This is a genomic window from Marinobacter shengliensis, from assembly GCF_030297115.1.
Taxonomy (GTDB): domain Bacteria; phylum Pseudomonadota; class Gammaproteobacteria; order Pseudomonadales; family Oleiphilaceae; genus Marinobacter; species Marinobacter shengliensis.
This window is the reverse complement of the sequence record NZ_AP028062.1, coordinates 219580-239743: the sequence shown is the minus strand read 5'-3', so window position 1 is coordinate 239743 and position 20164 is coordinate 219580. Positions and strand designations below refer to the sequence as shown.

The following is a 20164-nucleotide window of genomic DNA, read 5'->3' as shown; positions in this document are numbered from 1 at the left end:
TTGAAAATCACATCTTTTATTTTGCGCCGGAGTGCATCTTTTCACCGGTGGCACCCGTTACCCCTTTGCATTACCAACCATCGATGAGGAAGCACGGAATGAACACATTAATAAAACGCTCCGGCCTCGCAGTTGCGGTTGCCGGTTTGTGCCTGGCCGCCGGATCCGGACACGCGTCCAGCCACAGAGAAGCCCCATTCATCACCGAGATACCGAAAGTGGACGGAACCGATTTCTATATGTTCCGCAGTTATGAATCTGGCCGGGAAGGTTTCGTCACATTGATCGCAAACTACCTTCCACTGCAGGATGCCTATGGCGGGCCCAACTACTTCGATCTTGATGAAGACGCCATCTACGAGATTCACATCGACAACACCGGGAACGCGCAGGAAGACATCACCTTCCGTTTCTCATTCCAGGATGTGAAGCAGGATCTCAAAATCGATGTGAACGGAGAAATGGTCTCCATCCCTCTGAAAACTGGCGCACCGGTTGGTCCCGGCGCCATGGATGACGCCATGAACGGCGCTATTCAGGTTCGCCAGACCTATACCGTGGATGTCATTCGAGGTGATCGGCGCACCGGCGTATCACAGCCCGTCACCGGTGACGGAGGCAGCCCCACCTTCAGCAAGCCACTGGATAACATCGGCAGTAAAACCATTGCGGATTATCCTGCCTATGCCCAGAGCCATGTATACACTGCCAATATTCCGGGCTGCGGCACCGGCCGGGTGTTTGCCGGCCAGCGGGCCGAAGCCTTTGCCGTCAACCTCGGCGAAGTCTTCGATCTGATCAACCTGTCGCCCGAGGATGTCACCGGCGCGAACGGCGGGGATCTTGGTCTGAATATTCTGGAAGGCAAGAACGTGACGTCGCTTGCTCTTGAGGTGCCGATCGAGTGTGTTGCCTCGGCCAATGATCCGGTCATCGGTGCCTGGACTACAGCCAGCCTTCGCCAGGCACGAGTGATCAATCCGCGACCTGTCGCCTTCGAAGAAGGTGATGCAGGCAAGGGTGCGACCGTTGAAGGTGGCGCATTCACCCAGGTGTCGCGCCTCGGTTCCCCGCTGGTCAATGAAGTCGTGATTGGCCTTCGGGATAAGGATCTCTTCAATGCCAGCGAGCCGAAAGACGATGCGTCTAACTTCGCACCCTATGTACTGACTCCCACCTTACCAGTGCTGATCGAGAGCCTGTTCGGTGTGCAGGCGCCCGACGCCTATCCACGCACCGATCTGGTTTGGGCCTTCCTCAATGGTGTACCAGACCTGACACGCCCCGGCGGCACGCCAACCCTGGGTGAAATGCTTCGGCTGAACACCAGCATTGAGGCCGCCAGCAGCGACGTCACCATGCAGGATGATCTGGGCGTCATCGCCGGAGACGTTACCGGCTTCCCGAATGGCCGCCGGCCTGTGGATGATGTGGTGGACATTGCCTTGCGCGTGGTGATGGGCGTCCTGCTCGATGAGGAATCGGCACCTGCTGGTCAGATCGAATACACCGACGGAGCAGTGGTTGATCGGGATCTTCTGCTGAGCGGCTTCCCGTACCTGGGCCATCCGTTCTCTGGCTCCCCGAATCCACAGCGTAACTGAAGCGACAAAAGGAGGTTTCCATGAAACCCATACTCAAGATCGCGGCGCTGTTGGTGTTTGGTCTGGCACTGACAGGCTGTTCTGACAGCTCCAACAACCGGGGCCAGGACCTGAAAATCTCGGTGGATTTCACCACGTTCGTCCAGAACGAGATACAGCGCACGGCGGATGATCGCGAACCGGTCAACATCAATAACCTGGAGTTCAGCTTCAATGATCAAGATAACGAACAGGCGTTTGACAACCTGTTCTGATCGCGGTTTGCTCTGCCACCAGCGTGCCAGGCACGGCGCGCTGGTGGCTCTTGCGCCTGCCCTGAAGGGCGGAGCCTTTTCAGCCATCCTGACCGGGATGGCCTTTTTTGGCTCCGCCGCCTGGGCAGCACCCGCCGATATCAGAACCGACTTTGGTGACACCGACATTCTGGTCACCCTGCCACAACCCGCGCTAACCCAAGCCCCGCTGCCCGACAACGCAGCGGAACTGGCAGACACCATACAGCAGCAGATCCTCCAGGCCAGACGGGATGGCGACCCAAGATACCTGGGTTATGCCAGCGGCTTGCTCTCGCAATGGCCCGAGGACCGACTGACCGACCGACTGCGAGTTCTTCGAGCCACGGTTCGGCAAAGCCTGCATCAATTTGACGATGCACGGGCCGACCTGCAAACCGTCATTAACACCGCCAATGACCCAACTCAGAAGCGACAGGCCCAACTGACGCTGGCAAACCTTGAGTTGGTACAGGGCCGCTATGAACAGGCGGCCGTACAATGTCACGCTTTGATTGAATCCTCGCCGGGGCTGGTTGCCCACAGTTGTCAGGCACAAGTTCAGGGCCGAACCGGGCAACCACAAGCGGCATATCAACAGCTTCTTGATCGTACCCGCGCAGAACAGCGGCACAACAGCTCGGCAAGACTCTGGGCGGAGGGGACGCTTGCAGACCTCGCAGCCCAGCTCGGCGATGCCCGTGCCCGCGACCACTGGCGGTTCATTCTCAGCCAGCAGCCAGACGATCTGTACACCCGCGCCCGGCTGGCCGACTGGTTTCTGGACAACAACCAACCAGAGAACACCCTGCCTTTGACAGAAGGCTATGAGCACGTGGACTCCCTGGCAGTTGTCCAGGCGATTGCCATGCTGCAAACCAATCATCCTCAAGCCAATGCCGTGATCACTCGCCTGAGAGAGCGGTTTTCCGAAGCTCGCTGGCGGGGGAGCCTTCTGCATGAACGAGATCTGGCACGGTTCCAACTTGATGTGGAAGGACAACCACAGCAAGCGCTTAGTCATGCATTGGCCAACTGGCAAGATCAACGGGAGCCGGAGGACACCAGGCTGGTATTACGCGCCAGCATTGCGGCCGGCGAAGAAGAACCCGCCAACACGGTTCGCAACTGGCTGAACCAACACCGGCAAACCGACAGCCGCTTCCCGGAGACCGACTCATGAACCGATTCCTTCTTCCTGGGTTACTGTTCGTTGCGATGCTGGCAGCAAGCTCATCGCCGGCCTGGGCCCACAAGGCCAGCGATGCCTTTATCTACCTTGACCTTGACCAGTCGACCGTCCGGGTGGACCTCGCCCTCAGGGACCTTGCCCTGGAGGTGCCCCTCGACCGCAATGCCGACCGGAGGGTCAGTGGTGCCGAGCTAAGAGCAGCCCGAGGAGAAATTACCCGCTACCTGGAGGAGGGTCTGCTCCTGGCCAATCACAGCGGCAGCTGCGCCCTGCAGGGTGAGCAGTGGGGGCTATCCACCCACAGCGATGGCCCTTACGCGGCGGCTTTGTATCAGGTCTCATGCCCAAACGGACAAGTACCGGAATCCATTACCTATACACTGCTGTTTGATCGCGACCCCCTGCACAGGGGGCTTGTCAGCCTGACCTACGAAGGCCAGGAGACGCTTGCCGTTATTGGCCCCGATGACCCAACGCTAGCCTTGGCAGCAACCAGCTTCGGTAGTGGTCGCTTATTCGGCACGTTTCTCTATGAAGGCGTCGTTCACTTGCTGATAGGGCTTGATCACATTCTCTTCCTGCTGGTGTTGATGCTGCCAGCCACGATTCGACGACGGGAAACTACTGGGACCCGACATACTTCGGTTCACGCCGGTCTGAGACCGAGGCTGCTTGAACTGGTCGGCATCGTCACCGCTTTTACTGTGGCCCATTCCATTACCCTTGGACTTTCAGCACTCGGTGTGGTGCGCCTGCCCATTGCCTGGGTAGAGACCATTATTGCGTTGTCCGTTGCGCTGGCCGCCCTGAACGTCATCTGGCCGATACTGGGCCGGAAAACCTGGAAGCTGGCCTTCGGCTTCGGTCTTATTCACGGGTTTGGTTTTGCCAGTGTGCTGGGCGATCTGACCACCGGCGTCTCTCAAATGGCGGTGGCGCTGGCCGGGTTCAATCTTGGCGTGGAACTGGGGCAGGTTGCGCTGGTGCTGGTGGTTTTCCCATTGCTGTACCTCGCCGCCCGCTCGCGTTTCTACGAACGGGCCGCCGTGCCAGCCATGCTCGTGGCAGTCGGCGCCCTGAGCCTGTATTGGGTGGTGGAACGGATCGCCGAAATATAGAACCTATCCGGCCGGGGCCGTGGCGCCCGGCCGGCCTTTATCACGGGATCAGTGCAACGCCCGCATCTGCCGCGGGTAGAGCGCCGCGCTGACCTCGGGTTCTTCCAGCAAATCCGCCAGCTCGCGGTCGATATCGGTTTCCTCGCCTTCGTCTGGCAAAGGTTCGAACAGGGTGCTCAACCAGGCAGCCACGCTTGGCGCGCTGTCTCTGTCGTAGTCGGTGGACAGCGCTTTGATCCGGCGAAAGCCGATAATGCGCTGATGTTTGGGATCGCGGATTTGTTCAAAGCCCCGCCAATAGATTCTGTCTCGGGTGTGCAGCTGCACAAACAGGGTGTCGATGGGGCCGTTATCATCATCGGCACTGTCTTCATCCTCTGCCTGGGCCTGGGATGTTTCGGCATCGGTCGGTTTTCGACGGATGGTGGTCCAGGCCGGGTAGAGTACCGCTACGGCGTCGGCTTCCACATGTTCGCGGGCCGCCCGCAGAATCAGACCCCAGCGGGCCTTGTCGGCATCGGTTTCCAGAGAGTTGATGGGCAGGTCGTAGCTCTGCTCACTGGACAGAACTATGGCCATCATCGGGGCGTCCAGTTCCCCCATGGCTTCGGCCTGTGCTACGGATACCAGATCGTCGATTGCCATCGATTGGTTCATAAGATGCTCGCCTCCTCGATGCCATCAGGGTAGTCAGGGAATCAGATCCCTGTGTTACAGCATAGCCTGTTCCACCAGTAAAGATAAACGTGGAGTTTGCCGGCGCGGATCACAACCCCGCACGGGAGTTTGTGTCACCGCGTCAGAATGCGTTTTCCAGGCGTTCGTAATTGGCGAACCAGGGGTTTGCTTCCTCAAGCTGGGCGGCCAGCTGCAACAGTCGATCCTCGCGGCCATGGGCGGCGCCGAACTGGACGCCTACCGGCAAACCATCGCGGGTCCAGTGCATGGGTACCGACATCGCCGGCGTGCCGGTCAGGTTCGCAAGCTGGGTAAAGGGCGTTCGGGCCAGGCTTTCCAGCGCCATCTGGTCCACCTGGCCGCTACGATGGACCAGCTTGCCCGCTTTCAGGGTTAGCATCAGCCTGGCGATCAGTTTGAGGTGGGCCGGCGTATCCATTTCACCGATCCTGGCCGGCAACTGGCCGGTGGTCGGGGACAGGTACAGGTCAAAACGCTCGAAGAATGCACCCAGAGCACGGGCAAAGTCATTCCATTGCTGCCGGCGGCGAACATAATCCGGCAACGGCATAGTACGCCCCAACATACCCAGTAACCGGGTCTCCAGCTCAAAATCCTTGTCCTCTGCACCGAACTGCTCGCGGGCCCTGTCCATCATTGAGGACACTTCACCGAAGTAAAGGGCCAGGTAGCACCGTGCCAGGGCCATGCCGTCAAATTCCGGCCGGGCATATTCAACATGATGCCCAAGGCCTTCCAGCATACGGGCGGTTTCTTCGACGGCGGCCACACACTCCGGCGCTACCTCGGTGTCGTAAGGAGAAGAGGTAAACACACCAATCCTCAGCCGCCCCGGCGATTGCTGCATCAGGTCCAGCCAGGAACCCTCCGGTTCCGGAATTCGGAAGGGGTCGCCACTGGCTGCACCGGCCAACACATCCAGCATGCTGGCGCTGTCTCTCACCGTCCGGGACACCACATGGTCGGTCGAAGCGCCGGTCCAGGCCTCTCCGGCGTGGGGCCCTACAGAGATCCGGCCGCGGGATGGCTTTAGTCCAAACAACCCGTTGTAAGCCGCCGGAATGCGGATGGACCCACCGCCATCGTTGGCTCCGGCCATGGGAACAACACCGGCGGCTACCGCGGCACCGGAGCCACCACTGGAGCCCCCGGGCGTCAGTTCTGTGTTCCAGGGGTTGCGGCTCGGGCCCCAAAGAGCAGACTCGGTGACGGCCTTGAGGCCGAACTCCGGCGTTGCCGTGCGACCGATAAACACCAAGCCGGCCTTACGGGCACGTTGTACGAACTGTGAGTCCCGGCTCGGAATATTCTTTCGCATGGCCCGGCTGCCGTAGGTGCAAGGTTGCCCGGCCTGTTCCTGGGCCAGGTCTTTCAGCAGCAGGGGTACACCAGAAAACGGCCCATCAGACACCGGCGCCTGCCCCATGGCATCCGAGTACTGGGGGTGGCAAATGGCGTTCAAGGCCCCATTGACATGATTGGCTCGCTCCACCGCCGCATCGGTTACTTCTCGGGGCGTCACATCACCCCGGCGGATCAGATCAGCCAGCGCTGTTGCGTCGTATCTCAGATAGTCGGACTGGTTCATGGGCCACCCTGTTTGTTGTTATTTACCCGCCCCCACTGGACTTTCGGGGCATAAACCGGAAACTCAGGAGCTTACGCCAATCCCAAAGTGAGTTCCATGGACCTGACCCTGTTTCCAGAGGCCATTAGCCCGGGCGTCGCTCTTTTCCTGCTATTAGCCTCGGCGATAACCTCAATGCTGACCGCTGTGCTCGGTGCCGGTGGTGGCGTTCTGCTGCTAGTGTTGATGGCATCCTGGATGCCACCGGCGGCGATTATTCCGGTGCATGGCATGATTCAGCTTGGCTCCAATACCGGCCGGGCAGTGCTGACCCGGCACCACATCGACTGGAAGGTTATTGCTGCCTTCACGCCCGGCGTAATCTCAGGGGCGGCGCTTGGCGCCTGGCTGTTGGTTGATTTACCCGCGCACCTCTGGCAGCTATCCATCGCTCTGTTCGTGCTGTATCTGTGTTGGGGGCCGAAACTGCCAAAAGCGTCGTTCGGGCCCGTTGGCATTTTTTTAGCTTCCGCCGTCACCAGTTTTGTCAGCCTGTTCGTGGGCGCCACGGGCCCCCTGGTCGCCGCCTTTATCAAGCAGATTCACCGGGATCGCTTTAAAACCGTGGCCACCTTCGCCGCTGCCATGACCTTGCAACATGCGCCCAAAGCGCTGGTCTTCGGGGTTGCCGGATTCGTGTTCTCGGACTGGCTGCTGTTCATTCTCGCCATGATTGCCTGCGGCTTCACCGGCACCTGGCTGGGGCTGCACGTTTTGAAATCCATGACCAACCGGTGGTTCAGCCTCGCCTTCAACCTGGTACTGACACTGCTGGCGCTGCGCCTGCTGTGGCAAGCGGCGGAGTCCGCCGGCTGGTTGGCCTAAAGTCCCGTGTCGTCAGGCGGGGCGGGCACTGAGACCACCGCATTGCGCCCCCGAGATTTGGCGATATAGCACCCTTCATCCGCCCGTGCCATGACCTCCCTCGGGCCGCTGTCGCCAGCAGACACCGGTGTGAGCCCAATGCTTACAGTGACACCGAAAGAACGGCCATCGTGCTGGACTTTCAGTGCCTCGACCCGGCTGCGCAGGTTTTCTGCCAGGGCTTCGGCCCGGTCCAGACCACATCCGGGCAACAGAACCGCAAATTCATCACCACCCAATCGTGCGACGGTATCCGATTGGCGAACCGCGCTCTGGAACAGATCCGCCAGGCGTTTCAACAGGTCGTCGCCCACCAGGTGGCCGCCCTGGTCATTGACCGGTTTGAAATGATCCAGATCGATCATCATCAAGACAGCGGGCGTCGCCTGGTGTGGCGCCTCAGCCAGCGCTTTCAGCAACGCGGCAGTGAAAGCCCTGCGGTTCACCAGTTGGGTCAGCGCATCGTGGGTAGCCTCCCAGGAGAGTCGTTCTTCTTCCCGACGCCGTTCGCTGTCGTCCCTCAGCACAAAGACCAGGCGTTCCTCATGCTCACCCCTGCGCAAGTGCAACATGGTGAGATCAATGTCGAAGACCTGACCCTGCGAGTTTTCCAGAGTAACGTACCGGTTATCGATTTCCTCGCCTTCCTGAAACTCCTCCGGCTCCATCTTGTGGTTGTCATAACGAAAGGTCACGGTCTCGAAGAAGTTCTCACCAATGCAATCATCGCCCAACGCAAGAAATTCGCCGGCCGCGTCGTTGGCGTACCGGATCAGGCCTGCCTTGTCGACCATCAGAACGCCTTCCTGCAACACATCCAGGATCGAGTCGGCCCTGTGCTGCTCTTCCCGGAGCGCCTGCTCAAAACGCATTTCACGGGTGATATCCCGCACAATCGTGATGGTGCCAAGCGCCTGGTCTGGCAGTTCAATGACCGAGGTCATGGTATCTACCCAGACATACCCCGGTGAACGGGTGGTCCGCAACCGCAGGCGTCCGCGATAAAACCTGCGGCGGGTCAATGCCCGGCGCCAGCCCGCCAATGCTGTGTCGCCATCTTCAACGGCCACTTTCGAGATAAGGTAGCGCTGGGTAACCTGTTCAGCCGTTTCACCGAGAATGTTCAACAGCGCCGGGTTAACAAATTCAATCCGGCCGAGAATATTGGAGTGGACAATGCCAATGGGGGCATCCTGGGTCAGAGAACGGAAGAATGCCTCCCGCTCCGCCAATGATCGCAGAATCTCGTCGCGCTCATGGCGGACCATGTTGAAAACCCGGGCTACATTCCGGATTTCCCGCCCTCCCATTTCCGAGACCGGCATCTGGCGCTCACCGGTATGGCGCTGATAGATCTGGACGCTCAGATCGCGCAGTGGCCGCAACAAACGGTGGAAGAACCAGAATCCCAGGGGGACCAAAACGACCAGTACTGACAGCAGTGTCCAGCTGAAAGCATCGCGCATACGATTGACCGACGCGAAGGCATCCGTCTCGGGCCAGACCGCCGCCACAAACCAAGGCACCTGGGCCATTTGCCCATAGGCAGTGATGGTCGGCATTTGCTGCTCAGACTCATCGCGAAGTGTACCTTCAAAGCCCTCCATGGCACGTACAATAGAGCTCTGCCGGGCATCCACCGGCACCATAACCCGACCGTCTCGGCCATCAGCCAGTACCACCCCCTGCCGGGTTATCAGGCGCAGATAGCCTGCATCCCCCACACGAATCCCGGAGATATCGCTCATGAAGTTGTCACCATCGAGCAGAATCAACCCGCCAATCATGCCGGTGAAACGTTTACGGTGATCAAAAAGTGGTGCAGCCAGCATTACGCCTGGCCGCCCCTCAAGAGCGGTAACGTACGGTTCACTGATAATCGGCACTAGCTGGCTGGAAACGGCTTTGAAGTATGGCCGTTCCGAGGCATTGAAGCTGGGGACCAGATAATCAAGGGGATTGGCGGCCAGTAGCTCACCCTCGGCATCCATTATAAACAGAGCATCAAACAGCCTGAGCAGCGAGGCCTGCTGACGCAACATCACTCGCGCCCGATTCTGGAGCAGGGCTTCCGAGGCCGGGATTTCACTGGCAACGTGAGAGAGAACATCACGCCGCAGGGCAAGTTTCTGGTCGAGGTCACGAGTCACCATTCCGACAATCATTTCAACTTGGCGGTGCGCCTGATATTCCAGCTCTGACCGGCTCAGCGTAGAACCAATACTGGCCACCACAACCGCGGTCACCAACACAAAAGCCACTACCAGGGCAACTGCCCGATTCGCCAGACTCGCAAACCACAACTTTATCAAATAACCAGCCTCATACTGTCCAAATCGTACGCACCGCATTCTACGAACTTTATGAAAGTGTAGCAAAGACAGGTTTTTCCAATCAGATTCCCGCTTGTAATTTCAGTGATAATCGTTATTATTTAGATCTATTTTCATTTTCCGAGCGATTCTGTATGGATTCCATCAGCCCTGCATCCGCCGCACTGGCCCAGCACGGCCCCCTTGCCCAACTGATCGACATGGGCGGACCGGTGATGATTGTGCTCATCGCCATTGCCGTTATTGGCCTCGTCACCTTCGTTTATCTGATGCTTTTCGGCGCCTTGTACGCACCCCGATACACCCGCAAGCTGAAGCACCTTATCCAGCAGTGGCAGTCCTCCCCGGCAGATACCCGGCCCGAAAAGGTGCGGGAGCAGGCAGGCTTTTTGGGCCGTTGTAATCCTCTGATGCATTTGATGGTGAATACCATGTCGGCCTGCAAAGGCACCGCAAACACCACAGCGGTTCGGGAGACCGCCGTGCGGGATGCCCAACACGCTCTGGAACCCTTTGAAGCGCCGCTCAAGATCATTGAAGTGATCGCAGCCCTGGCGCCACTGCTTGGCCTTCTGGGCACGGTTATGGGCATGATGGAAGCCTTCAGCGCCATGGCCGCAACCGATGGTCGTGCCAATGCCAGCCAGCTCAGTGGCGGTATCTACGAAGCGCTGACCACCACTGCCGCAGGCCTGGTCATTGCCATTCCATTTGCGGCACTGGCGGCGTGGGTGGAGTTTCGCCTGCGACGCATTCACAAAGTGATCAACAGCACCCTGGTAAGCGTGTTCAACGTGCTGCCTGCCACTGAGCCGCAGCCTGTTACCGGGCAATCCGCAGTTGCTGCGGAGCAGGCCGCTCAAGCCAGCCACAGCTACGACACCGCAGACAACCCGCGTTTTGCCCATGCAGCTGGTTGAGCCCCGACCAAACAGGCCCATACCGATCCGGATTACACCACTAATTGATGTGGTGTTTATCCTTCTGGTGTTTTTCATGCTCACCACCAGGCTGTTACCTGTGGATTACCTGGAACTGGGCAACGACACCAGCCAGCGCGGCACCACCGCAGGCGACCCCCGCCCGGAACTCCGGGTAGAGGTAGATGGCCGCATCCTTTGGCAGAACACCCGCTACAGCCTGCAGGAGCTGGTGCCGGCCCTGACCGCCGCCGGCGTTTCCGAAGCGAACCTCGAGACGGCTCCGGAGGCCAGCCTGGCCAGCTTTACCCGCACGCTGAGCACGCTGGATAACGCCGGCATCACCCCCCACTGGAAACGTAGCGGCACACCCGAATCATGACCGAACTGGTTCCACCCCCCGCCACCTCCGGAAAAGGTCTGCTGGAACGTGTTGAAGATGCGTTGCTGCCGCTGATCAATCTGGTGTTCCTGTTGTTGATGTTCTTTATTGTTGCCGGCCAGCTCACTGAAGACCCATTACCGGAACTGCCGGGAAGCTCGCAGCTAAAAGAAGAGCGCGCTCCAGAGGCAGATCTGATGGTCAAGGCCGATGGCAGCTGGACAGTGGGTGGAGAAACGGTCAGCCGGGACCGACTGCTGGCAAGTTTGCCCGAACCTGAAGATCAGGCGTCTTTGCGCATTGCCGCCGACCAAAGCCTCACCATGGCGGACCTGGAAGACCTGCTGGGTGTTCTGGAAGCCGGCGGTTACACCGATGTGCTGCTACTGACGGAGCCTGGGGCATGACAACCGCAGGCCGGGGACCGAAAACTCTGATTCTGACCGCCGCCATTGTGGCGACGGTAGCCACACTGGCGCTGATGGCACCAGACAAACCCATGGAACTTCCGGTGCTGGGCGACAGCGCTGTCAACACCGCTCCGGCCATCCGGATCAGCCTTGCGGGCCGACAATCGCCAGAACCGGAACAGGAACCTGTGACCGAACCTGAACCCACCCCGGAACCAGAGCCGATACCGGAACCTGAACCCGAGCCAGAACCAGAGCCCGAGCCCGAACCAGAGCCCGAACCAGAGCCCGAACCGGCTCCGAAGCCAGAGCCCGTTCCTGAGCCAGTCAGCGAGCCCAGCACACCAGCGCCCACGGATTCAGCGGCTGTAGAAGAAGCGGGGGAGGAAGCAGATGCCGAAAACAGCCAGGATGCGATACCCCTCCAGAACGCAGGAAATTCCAGCGAGGTCGACAGCTACCTGAGCAAGCTCAGCCGCCACCTCGCCCGTTATTACGAATACCCCCGGCGGGCCCGCCGCCTCGGGCAGGAAGGTACCCCGGTGATCGTCTTCGAATTTGCCCGTGACGGCACGCTGGTCAGCCATTCGCTGCGGGACAGCTCCGGGCATCAACTGCTTGATGACTCAGCCATGCAGATGCTGGCCCAGGCAGCGCCCCTACCCAAGGTTCCGGACTCCATGCGCGGCCAGACGTTTACCTACGCGCTGCCCGTTCGCTTCAGCTTGCGCTGAACCCGCACCACAGAAGCGCAGATCGCACTGAGCCGGTGCAGGCCAGCAAACACCGCCCCGGGCACACAGCCCGCTGTCCTTTTATTACTTACTGAATTAAAAGCCTTTTCCCCGAAAAGCCCAGAGCTGGCACGGTGCCTGCTGAGTCCTGGTCAGCAGATCGAATTTGTCTGCCCAAACAGCAATCTTTCAGACGACGGCGTCTGCTCATGCCTGCCATTCACGGCAGCCCATGGGCGTCGTCGTTTTTTTTCGCCCACGGAAAAGCGGGCAAAGAAGGAACCAGGGGATAACCTATGTCTTACATCATGCCTTCGGAATTTGTCACCAAAATGGTGGACACCGGTGAATCAAAAATCTACATGGCTACCCGGGATGTACTGATCCGAGCGTTCATGGCTGGCGCCATTCTGTCCCTGGCAGCGGTATTCGCGGTCACCGTTGCCGTTCAGACAGGCAGCCCACTGATCGGCGCCATGCTGTTCCCGGTTGGCTTCTGCATGCTTTACCTCATGGGCTTTGACCTGCTCACCGGGGTGTTCATGCTCACCCCCCTGGCCCTGCTGGACAAACGCCCGGGGGTGGATACCCGCGGCATTCTTCGCAACTGGGGCTGGGTATTCCTTGGCAACTTTGCCGGCGCTTTAACCGTCGCTGTCATCATGGCCTTTGTCTTCACCTACGGCTTTAATACCGAACCCGGCGTGGTCGGCGACCGCATTGCCGCGATCGGCAAGGAGCGCACTCTGGGTTACGCGGAACACGGCGTGGCCGGCTGGTTTACCATTTTTCTGCGGGGCGTACTCTGCAACTGGATGGTATCTATGGGCGTGGTCGGGGCGATGATCTCAACCACGGTACAGGGCAAGGTGCTGGCCATGTGGATGCCGATCATGCTGTTCTTCTACATGGGCTTTGAGCATTCCATCGTCAACATGTTCCTGTTCCCTTTTGCCCTGCTGATGGGCGGCGAGTTCGGCATCATGGACTACTTCGTCTGGAACGAAATTCCCACCGTACTGGGCAACCTGGTCGGAGGCCTGTCGTTCACCGGCCTGACTCTCTATGCCACTCATGTGCGCACGGCGCCCAAGCGCACCCTGCCGGAACGCTTTAACACCAATGCGGTATGACCTCACAGCTCGCGGTCTCTACCGGCCAGCACACTGACCCGGGGCCCAAGCCGGTCAACCAGGATTTCCATGGACTGATGATCCCGGGCGACCATCAGCTGGGCACCAAGGGTATCGCGGTGGCAATTGCCGATGGCATCAGCTCCAGTAACGTCAGCCAGATTGCCAGCGAATCTGCCGTCGCCGGTTTTCTGAACGACTATTACGCGACACCAGACAGCTGGTCCGTAAAACAGTCGGCCCAACGGGTGCTTCGGGCCACCAACGCCTGGCTGCACGCCCAAACTCGACAAAGCCGCTACCGCTATGATCAGGACAGGGGCTACGTCTGCACTCTCAGTGTACTGGTGCTGAAATCGGCGACGGCCCATGTGTTCCATATTGGCGATGCCCGCATCTATCGGCTGCAGGGTAACTCGCTGGAACAGCTAACCACCGATCACCGGGTATGGTTGTCGCAGGAAGACAGCTGCCTGAACCGGGCCATGGGGCTGAGCCAGCAAGTCGACATCGACTACCTGGCGGTGCCGGTATGGCTCGGTGATACATTTTTGCTGGCGACTGACGGCGTCTATGAACATCTGTCCGAGCGTGACATGGCCGGCTTTATCCAGGCGGCCGGTGAAGATCTGGACTCCGCCGCCCGAACGCTGGTCGAGCGAGCCCTTGCCGCTGGCAGCAACGATAACCTGAGCGTGCAGCTTGTTCGTGTAGATTCCGTTGCCGCCGGAAAGAGCAGCGCCGAATTCGCCCGGGATGTTCAGCAGTTGCCGTTCGCCCGGGAACTGGCATCGGGGCAGGTACTGGATGGCTACCGTATTGTGCGGCCGATTCACGCCAGCAGCCGCAGCCAGGTCTACCTGGCCATCGATGAAGCCAGCCATCAGCATGTCGCCCTGAAAGTCCCAGCCATGGAACTGCGCGAAAACCCGGCGGGGCTGGAGCAATTTGCCACCGAGCAATGGGTAGCCCAGCGCATCGACAGCCCTCACGTAGTGAAAGCGTTTGCGCCGGAACGCCCTCGCAGCTGCCTGTACCTGGCCACCGAGTACGTTCAGGGAATCAGCCTGCGGCAATGGCTTCTGGACCACCCGGCGCCGGCACTGGAAACCGTGCGTCAATTGGTGGAGCAGATTGCCCGCGGGCTGCGGGCGTTTCACCGGTTGGAAATGGTGCACCAGGACCTGAAACCGGAGAATATCCTGATCAACGGCGAGGGCACCGTGGTGCTCATCGACTTCGGCGCCACCCGCATCGCTGGCCTGCAGGAACTCCATGACCACGATGAGCCCACCTGGCCCCGTGGCGCCGCGCTTTACAGCGCTCCGGAAGCCTTTCTCGGCGAAACCACCGGCTGGCAGGCGGACCAGTTTTCCCTGGGCGTAATCGCCTATCAGATGCTGACCGGCCAGCTACCCTACGGCACCCGCGTGCCGGGTATTCGCAATCACCGCCAGTTACGCCAGCTCAGCTACCATCCTGCTCGCCTACACCGGGAGGACCTTCCCGGCTGGATTGACCATGCCCTGGCCCGGGCGTTGCACCCGGAATCCCACAAACGCTACCCGGCGCTGTCGGAATTTCTGTTCGACCTGCGCCAACCGAATCCGCAGTGGCAGCAGCATCACCAGAAACCCTTGATGGAGCGCCACCCGGTGGCCTTCTGGCAGGGAATGTCTGCGCTGTTGTTACTCGCCTTACTTGCGTCCTTCGCCTGGCGCCCCTGATCGGGCAACTTTTTGCCCGGCCAGCAAAAGCTCGCCCAGAGGCCAAGCAAGGGTTTGCTCACCACCAACTTCGGCTTCGCCGAATATTACATAAATATCTGTATTTTATATATTTTTTAGAGTTGGCACAGCGCTTGTAACCAGTAAGCGCGTCCAGGGAACAGCCCGGGGACAAACATTCACTTAAACGTCATGGAGCAGACTATGCCAACTCCTTGTTATATCAGCATCGAAGGTAAAACTCAGGGTAACATCACCGCTGGCGCATTCACTTCCGACTCCGTAGGTAACATCTACGTTGAAGGTCACAAAGACGAAGTGCTGGTTCAGGAATTCAGCCACGTTGTCACCGTCCCTACTGACCCGCAGTCCGGTCAGCCTTCCGGCCAGCGTGTTCACAAGCCGTTCAAGTTCACTTCTGCCCTGAACAAAGCCACCCCGCTGATGTACAACGCCCTGGCTTCCGGCGAAATGCTGCCGAAGGTAGAGCTCAAGTGGTACCGCACTTCCGTAGAAGGCAAGCAGGAGCACTTCTTCTCCACCATCCTGGAAGATGCCACCATCATCGACATCAACTGCAACATGCCCCACTGCCAGGACGCCGCCAACGCTGACTTCACCCAGCTGGTGACCGTTTCTCTGTCCTACCGCAAGGTAACCTGGGAGCATGCCGTTGCCGGTACTTCCGGTGCAGACGACTGGCGTACGCCGATCGAAGCCTGATTATTTCAGGATCGATCACCCAAAACGGCTGGCCTTCGGGCCGGCCGTTTTTGTTTCCGGACCTCGTTGTCAGATATCATTTATTGTGTAAGCATACACAACACGGATGTTGTATCGTGAAGAGTGCTGAACTGATTAGACGACTCAAAGCTGAAGGCTGGGCCAAAGTCGGTGGCAAGGGAGATCACGAAAAATATAAGCATCCGGACAAACCGGGGCATGTTGTGGTTCCGCACCCCCGCAAAGATATTCCCATCGGCACCCTGAGAAACATTTATCGCCAGGCCGGGTGGGATTGGAGGTAAACGTGCTTTATCCCGTATACGTGCACAAGGGCGACGACGAGCACGCTCACGGCGCCGAAATTCCGGATTTCCCCGGCTGTTTTTCCGCTGCTGATCAGTGGCAGGAGTTACCGGGCAAAATTCAGGAAGCCATTGAACTGTATTGCGAAGATGAGGACATGGAGCTGCCGCAGCCTTCCTCGCTGGATGACCTGATGAACAATCCGGATTATCAGGGCGGCCTCTGGATGATGGTCGATATCGACGTTAACCGCTTGAAAACCAGAGCTGTCCGTCTTAACGTCAGCCTTCCGGAAGGGTTGTTGCGCCGTATAGACGAAGAGGCCCGAAGCAGACATATGAGCCGGTCGGCATTTCTGGCAATGACGGCCCGCAAAGAACTGGAAGCCCATTAACTCGTGACGTCCCCGCATCATCAGATTACAAAACAACTCGGCGCCCTCATGTGCCAGGCCACCCGCGACATCCTGTGGGCACCCGCCGAAACCCGGGTTCGGGAGCAAAACCGGGGTGTAGCGCTGGCATTGCGGGTAGGGTCCGGCCAGGCCACCTATCACCGTTACGATCCAATCCAGAAGCAGCATCTGATCACCTATGGCGCGCGGATGATTGCCGCCAAGCATCAGCCGGAAACCGCCCAGGGCTGGTTATCGACTCGGGAAATCCGGAGTCGGGGTTATTTTGGGGGTGAGGTGAGTGTATTGAACCTGCTGGCCCACACCTGCTGCCATGAGTTTGCCCATTTGCTGCAATACAGTGCAGGCCAGCGGCACTATGGTTCGGTGCATAACCGGCATTTCTATGAAGCGCTGGACGGGTTGTATAGCAGTGGTGCGTCGGTCGCCACCCGGCAGTACCTTGAGGAGACTGCCGTAGAAGCGGGAGTGACGTTGCCCAGCACACCGTTTGTATTCCCCAGTCCAGTCCGGGAGCTCCGGCAGTGGCAGGTCGGCGATGCGGTCTGTTTTGGCGAAGGCCGGCATGAGAAACGGGGCCAGGTTGTCCGGGTGAACCGAAAAACCTGCACGGTTGCGGTTACTTTGAATGCCCGCGGTTTGCGGTACCGGGTACCGGTTTCCCTCCTACGCCGCCCGGACTGATCCGGTTTCAGGCAGGCTCCCGATCCGCCGATTTCGCCAGCAAGCCACGAATCTCAGGTATACAAGAACCACAATTGCTGCCGCACTGCAGCCGCTGGCCCAATGCTTCAACGCTGGCGGCCCCATCTTCGATTGCCTGGTTGATCTGGCGCTCGCCTACCTGGAAACAGCTGCAGACCAGCGGCCCGGTCGGTTCTGCATCGATCGAACCTGCAGCCAACAAGGATCGGCGCTGCTCCGGTGTCAGGTTCTCGGAGCCAAAACAGTCATCCAACCAGCCGAGGTCCGGCATGGTTTGCACACAGGGCTCTACCAGCAATACGCCATCCAACCGGTTGCCGGTGAGCCAGGCCGCACGAAAGCGACGCCGGGCACTATCTTGCATAACCAGCTCCGGTTCCCTGGCGAAAATCTGCTGGGCCCATTCACGCCAGTCCATTGACCGGCGACCGGCCAGCCACCAGGACCGGCTATGAGGCAGTGCCTGGTGGCTCCAGTAGTCCAGTGACGTGGCGTCCAATGCGGTGCCCCCGGCCGCGGGCAGCATCAGCCGGGCTTGCCATCGAGTGATTAGTGGCCGAAGGGAGGCTACGCCAAATTTGGCTTCCGGTTGCCCTGAAATCGGGTCGACGACGGGGGCGATCAGGTCGGAGGCCAGGGCTGAGGATGCAAACTGCCGATTCCAGTGAATTGGAACGAATACCTCTCCGGGTCTCTGTGCCGGGCTGGCCCGGACCCGGCCGGTGAACCCCTTTCGGGCATGCCCTGTCAGCGTGGCCAGTGCACCTTCAATCAAACCAAAGGTGGCGATGTCCTTCGGGTGAACCTCGATAAAGGGCTCACTGCGATGGGCAAACAGTCTGGGCGCCAGTGCCGTGCGCGTCATGGTGTGCCACTGGTCCCGAATACGACCGGTATTCACGATCAGGGGATGCCGGGCATCGGGCTGCTGTCCGGGCGGCAGGTTCGAAACCGGTACCAGGCGGGCGCGACCATCGGGCGTGGGAAAGCGACCATCGGAGAACAGCCGGCGGGTCTGCAGCCAGGCACCGGGATTGCCCCCGGTAAGCGGCCACTGCACGGGTTGAAGCCGGTCATATTCCGTGGAACTCAGCTTGGCCAGGGCGGAAATATCAAACACTCTCTCACCGCCGTTACCGTAACCGGACAGTGCCGCGTGTTCTCTGAAAATCTCCGCAGGCTCCTGGTAGTCAAAGGCGTGACCATAACCGAGCGCCTGGGCGATATCCCGGATGATTCGCCAATCCGGCCGGACACCCTCTGGCACTGGCAAAAATCGACGCTGGCGTGAAATGCACCGTTCCGAGTTGGTCACGGTACCGTCCTTCTCGCCCCAACCGGCAGCAGGCAACAGGATATCGGCAAACGCCGTGGTATCGGTCTGGGCCACGCAGTCTGAGACTATAAGGGTCTCGCATCGCGCCAGGGCCTCCCTGACCCGGGCGTTGTCGGGCAGGCTGACCGCAGGATTGGTGCCCATCACCCAGAGCACCCGGATGTCGCCCCGATGAACGGCTTCAAACAGATCCACCGCCTTATAGCCCGGTCCCGCTGCCAATTTTTCACTGTGCCAGAAGTCGGCAACCCGTTGCACCGCGCCGGGCGTGTCGTAATCCATATGGGCCGCCAGGGTGTTGGCCAGACCGCCCACTTCCCGCCCACCCATGGCGTTGGGTTGACCGGTGAGTGAAAACGGACTGGCACCGGGCCGGCCAACGCGCCCTGTGGCCAGGTGGCAGTTGATAATAGCGTTGGCTTTGTCGGTGCCAGCCACCGACTGATTGATGCCCTGGGAAAAGGCGGTGACTGTCCGATCGGTCTCGGCAAACCACCGATAGAAGCGTTCCACATCCGCAGCCCGAAGGTCACATCCGCGGGCGACCGCCAGTATCGAAGGCGCACAGGCGCGGGCCACACTCAGAGTCTCCTCGAATCCATTGCAATGCTGTTCCAGGTACTGTGTGGCCAGGGCTCCGTGGTCATGCAGCCAAACCAGCAAGCCATTGAACAGCAGGGTGTCGGTTCCCGGCCGCAGTTGCAGGTGCAGGTCAGCCATCTCTGTGGTTGCGGTTTGCCTTGGGTCAATGGCTACCACTTTGCGCCCGGGCCGGTGGGACGCTTTTATCCGCTGATAAAGTACCGGATGCGTCCAGGCGGCATTACTGCCCGCCAGCACCAGCAAGTCCGCCAGCTCGAGGTCCTCATAACAGCCGGGCACGCAGTCCTCACCAAACGCCCTCTTGTGGGCTGCCACGGCAGACGACATGCACAACCGGGAATTGGTATCCACGTGCGGGGTGCCAATAAAGCCCTTGGCCAGCTTGTTGGCAATGTAATAGTCCTCTGTGAGCAGCTGCCCAGACAGGTAAAAAGCCACAGACTCCGGGCCATGGTCTCTGACCGAAACACGAATGGCTTCAGCTACCCGGTCAATGGCTTCCGACCACTCAACGGTATGCCCTGCCACACGGGGGGCCAGCAAACGGTCGTGTCCGGTCACGGTCTCATGTAACGCAGAGCCTTTGACACAAAGGCGACCATTATTGGCCGGGTGGCCAAGATCGCCCTGAACGGCGTCAGGTTTCGCCAGAACACCACAGCCCACACCGCAATAAGGGCAGGTGGTGGCGGTACTTCCGGGAGTGGTTCGGCGGTTTTTCATGATCAATCCTCTGCTTTACCCATAAAAAAGCCCGCCATCCGGGGTCTGTTTCCAGAGCCGGGGCGGGCTTCTTTGCCAAAATTGTCTGTTTTATGGAAAGCAATAACGGGGCCAGCGATTGCCAAAACAGCACTTGCCCGGCCGGCCTTGTGGCAACGCCCGGGCTACGGCCTTGTTCAGCAGATCCATCGGCTCCGGCAGGCCGGGATACACTTCTGCCTTGAGGTTTCACATTGGTGCGAAATCGCTCAGGTTGCACCAAAAACAGACCGGGCTCGATTGGCGTTTTCCTCACTCAACACGGAAGGGAATATCAAGCCTTTGAAAACTATGAATAT

The 20164-nt window shown here is 59.4% G+C and carries 19 protein-coding genes; 15 read left to right on the top strand and 4 right to left on the bottom strand.

Translation table 11 applies throughout. The features are described from left to right. The first annotated feature begins 98 nt into the window (after positions 1-98). The 4 genes from QUE75_RS01035 to QUE75_RS01020 are packed head-to-tail and all read left to right on the top strand — an operon-like array spanning position 99 to position 4186. Entirely contained in the window at positions 99-1604 is a 1506-nt protein-coding gene (locus tag QUE75_RS01035; RefSeq protein ID WP_286253067.1) for a DUF4331 domain-containing protein, read from the top strand. Between the two features lie 20 nt (positions 1605-1624). Then, a complete protein-coding gene (locus tag QUE75_RS01030) occupies positions 1625-1858 on the top strand; it encodes a hypothetical protein (protein ID WP_286253066.1) in 234 nt (77 codons plus the stop codon). Further along, positions 1842-3059: a tetratricopeptide repeat protein gene (locus QUE75_RS01025; RefSeq protein WP_286253065.1), complete on the top strand. Its 1218-nt coding sequence runs from the start codon at positions 1842-1844 to the stop codon at positions 3057-3059. The genes QUE75_RS01030 and QUE75_RS01025 overlap by 17 nt, the downstream gene beginning before the upstream one ends. Beyond that, a complete protein-coding gene (locus QUE75_RS01020; RefSeq protein ID WP_106694255.1) occupies positions 3056-4186 on the top strand; it encodes a HupE/UreJ family protein in 1131 nt (376 codons plus the stop codon). The genes QUE75_RS01025 and QUE75_RS01020 overlap by 4 nt, the downstream gene beginning before the upstream one ends. 48 nt (positions 4187-4234) lie before the next feature. On the opposite strand, the gene QUE75_RS01015 is transcribed toward QUE75_RS01020, so the two are convergent. Both QUE75_RS01015 and QUE75_RS01010 read right to left on the bottom strand, forming a co-directional pair. After that, positions 4235-4843, bottom strand: a complete 609-nt coding sequence (locus QUE75_RS01015) for a hypothetical protein (RefSeq protein WP_058092818.1) — start codon at positions 4841-4843, stop codon at positions 4235-4237. 142 nt (positions 4844-4985) lie between these two features. Next, positions 4986-6473, bottom strand: coding sequence for an amidase (locus tag QUE75_RS01010; protein WP_286253063.1), 1488 nt, complete (start codon positions 6471-6473; stop codon positions 4986-4988). 96 nt (positions 6474-6569) lie between these two features. On the opposite strand from QUE75_RS01010, the gene QUE75_RS01005 reads away from it, so the two are divergent. Continuing rightward, a complete protein-coding gene (locus QUE75_RS01005) occupies positions 6570-7337 on the top strand; it encodes a sulfite exporter TauE/SafE family protein (RefSeq protein ID WP_286253061.1) in 768 nt (255 codons plus the stop codon). Here the strand turns inward: QUE75_RS01005 and QUE75_RS01000 are convergent. Then, a complete protein-coding gene (locus QUE75_RS01000; RefSeq protein ID WP_286253059.1) occupies positions 7334-9688 on the bottom strand; it encodes a sensor domain-containing diguanylate cyclase in 2355 nt (784 codons plus the stop codon). The genes QUE75_RS01005 and QUE75_RS01000 overlap by 4 nt on opposite strands. 155 nt (positions 9689-9843) lie before the next feature. Here QUE75_RS01000 and QUE75_RS00995 point away from each other — a divergent pair, with 155 nt between their 5' ends. The 10 genes from QUE75_RS00995 (at position 9844) to QUE75_RS00950 (ending at position 17143) form a co-directional block, all read left to right on the top strand. Then, positions 9844-10629 (top strand): MotA/TolQ/ExbB proton channel family protein, encoded by a 786-nt coding sequence (locus QUE75_RS00995; RefSeq protein WP_106694252.1) that lies wholly within the window; start codon positions 9844-9846, stop codon positions 10627-10629. Between the two features lie 76 nt (positions 10630-10705). Continuing rightward, positions 10706-11011: a biopolymer transporter ExbD gene (locus tag QUE75_RS00990; protein WP_286253055.1), complete on the top strand. Its 306-nt coding sequence runs from the start codon at positions 10706-10708 to the stop codon at positions 11009-11011. Then, on the top strand, positions 11008-11418 hold the full coding sequence (locus tag QUE75_RS00985; protein WP_138437304.1) for an ExbD/TolR family protein: 411 nt from the start codon (positions 11008-11010) through the stop codon (positions 11416-11418). Before QUE75_RS00990 ends, QUE75_RS00985 begins: the two co-directional genes overlap by 4 nt. Then, positions 11415-12155 (top strand): energy transducer TonB, encoded by a 741-nt coding sequence (locus QUE75_RS00980; protein ID WP_286253053.1) that lies wholly within the window; start codon positions 11415-11417, stop codon positions 12153-12155. Before QUE75_RS00985 ends, QUE75_RS00980 begins: the two co-directional genes overlap by 4 nt. Before the next feature lie 296 nt (positions 12156-12451). Then, a complete protein-coding gene (locus tag QUE75_RS00975; RefSeq protein ID WP_058092825.1) occupies positions 12452-13288 on the top strand; it encodes a formate/nitrite transporter family protein in 837 nt (278 codons plus the stop codon). Beyond that, a complete protein-coding gene (locus QUE75_RS00970; protein WP_286253050.1) occupies positions 13285-15015 on the top strand; it encodes a bifunctional protein-serine/threonine kinase/phosphatase in 1731 nt (576 codons plus the stop codon). Before QUE75_RS00975 ends, QUE75_RS00970 begins: the two co-directional genes overlap by 4 nt. A 204-nt stretch (positions 15016-15219) precedes the next feature. Next, positions 15220-15738 carry an Hcp family type VI secretion system effector gene (locus tag QUE75_RS00965; protein WP_286253048.1) on the top strand — a complete coding sequence of 173 codons (519 nt, stop codon included), beginning with the start codon at positions 15220-15222 and terminating at the stop codon, positions 15736-15738. Between the two features lie 116 nt (positions 15739-15854). After that, positions 15855-16043 carry a type II toxin-antitoxin system HicA family toxin gene (locus QUE75_RS00960; RefSeq protein WP_072678787.1) on the top strand — a complete coding sequence of 63 codons (189 nt, stop codon included), beginning with the start codon at positions 15855-15857 and terminating at the stop codon, positions 16041-16043. Positions 16044-16045: 2 nt separating this feature from the next. Then, entirely contained in the window at positions 16046-16438 is a 393-nt protein-coding gene (locus tag QUE75_RS00955) for a type II toxin-antitoxin system HicB family antitoxin (RefSeq protein ID WP_138437307.1), read from the top strand. A 48-nt stretch (positions 16439-16486) separates the two neighbouring features. Continuing rightward, positions 16487-17143, top strand: a complete 657-nt coding sequence (locus QUE75_RS00950) for a hypothetical protein (protein WP_286253045.1) — start codon at positions 16487-16489, stop codon at positions 17141-17143. A gap of 7 nt (positions 17144-17150) precedes the next feature. On the opposite strand, the gene QUE75_RS00945 is transcribed toward QUE75_RS00950, so the two are convergent. Next, positions 17151-19826 (bottom strand): nitrate reductase, encoded by a 2676-nt coding sequence (locus QUE75_RS00945; protein WP_286253044.1) that lies wholly within the window; start codon positions 19824-19826, stop codon positions 17151-17153. Positions 19827-20164: the final 338 nt, after the last annotated feature.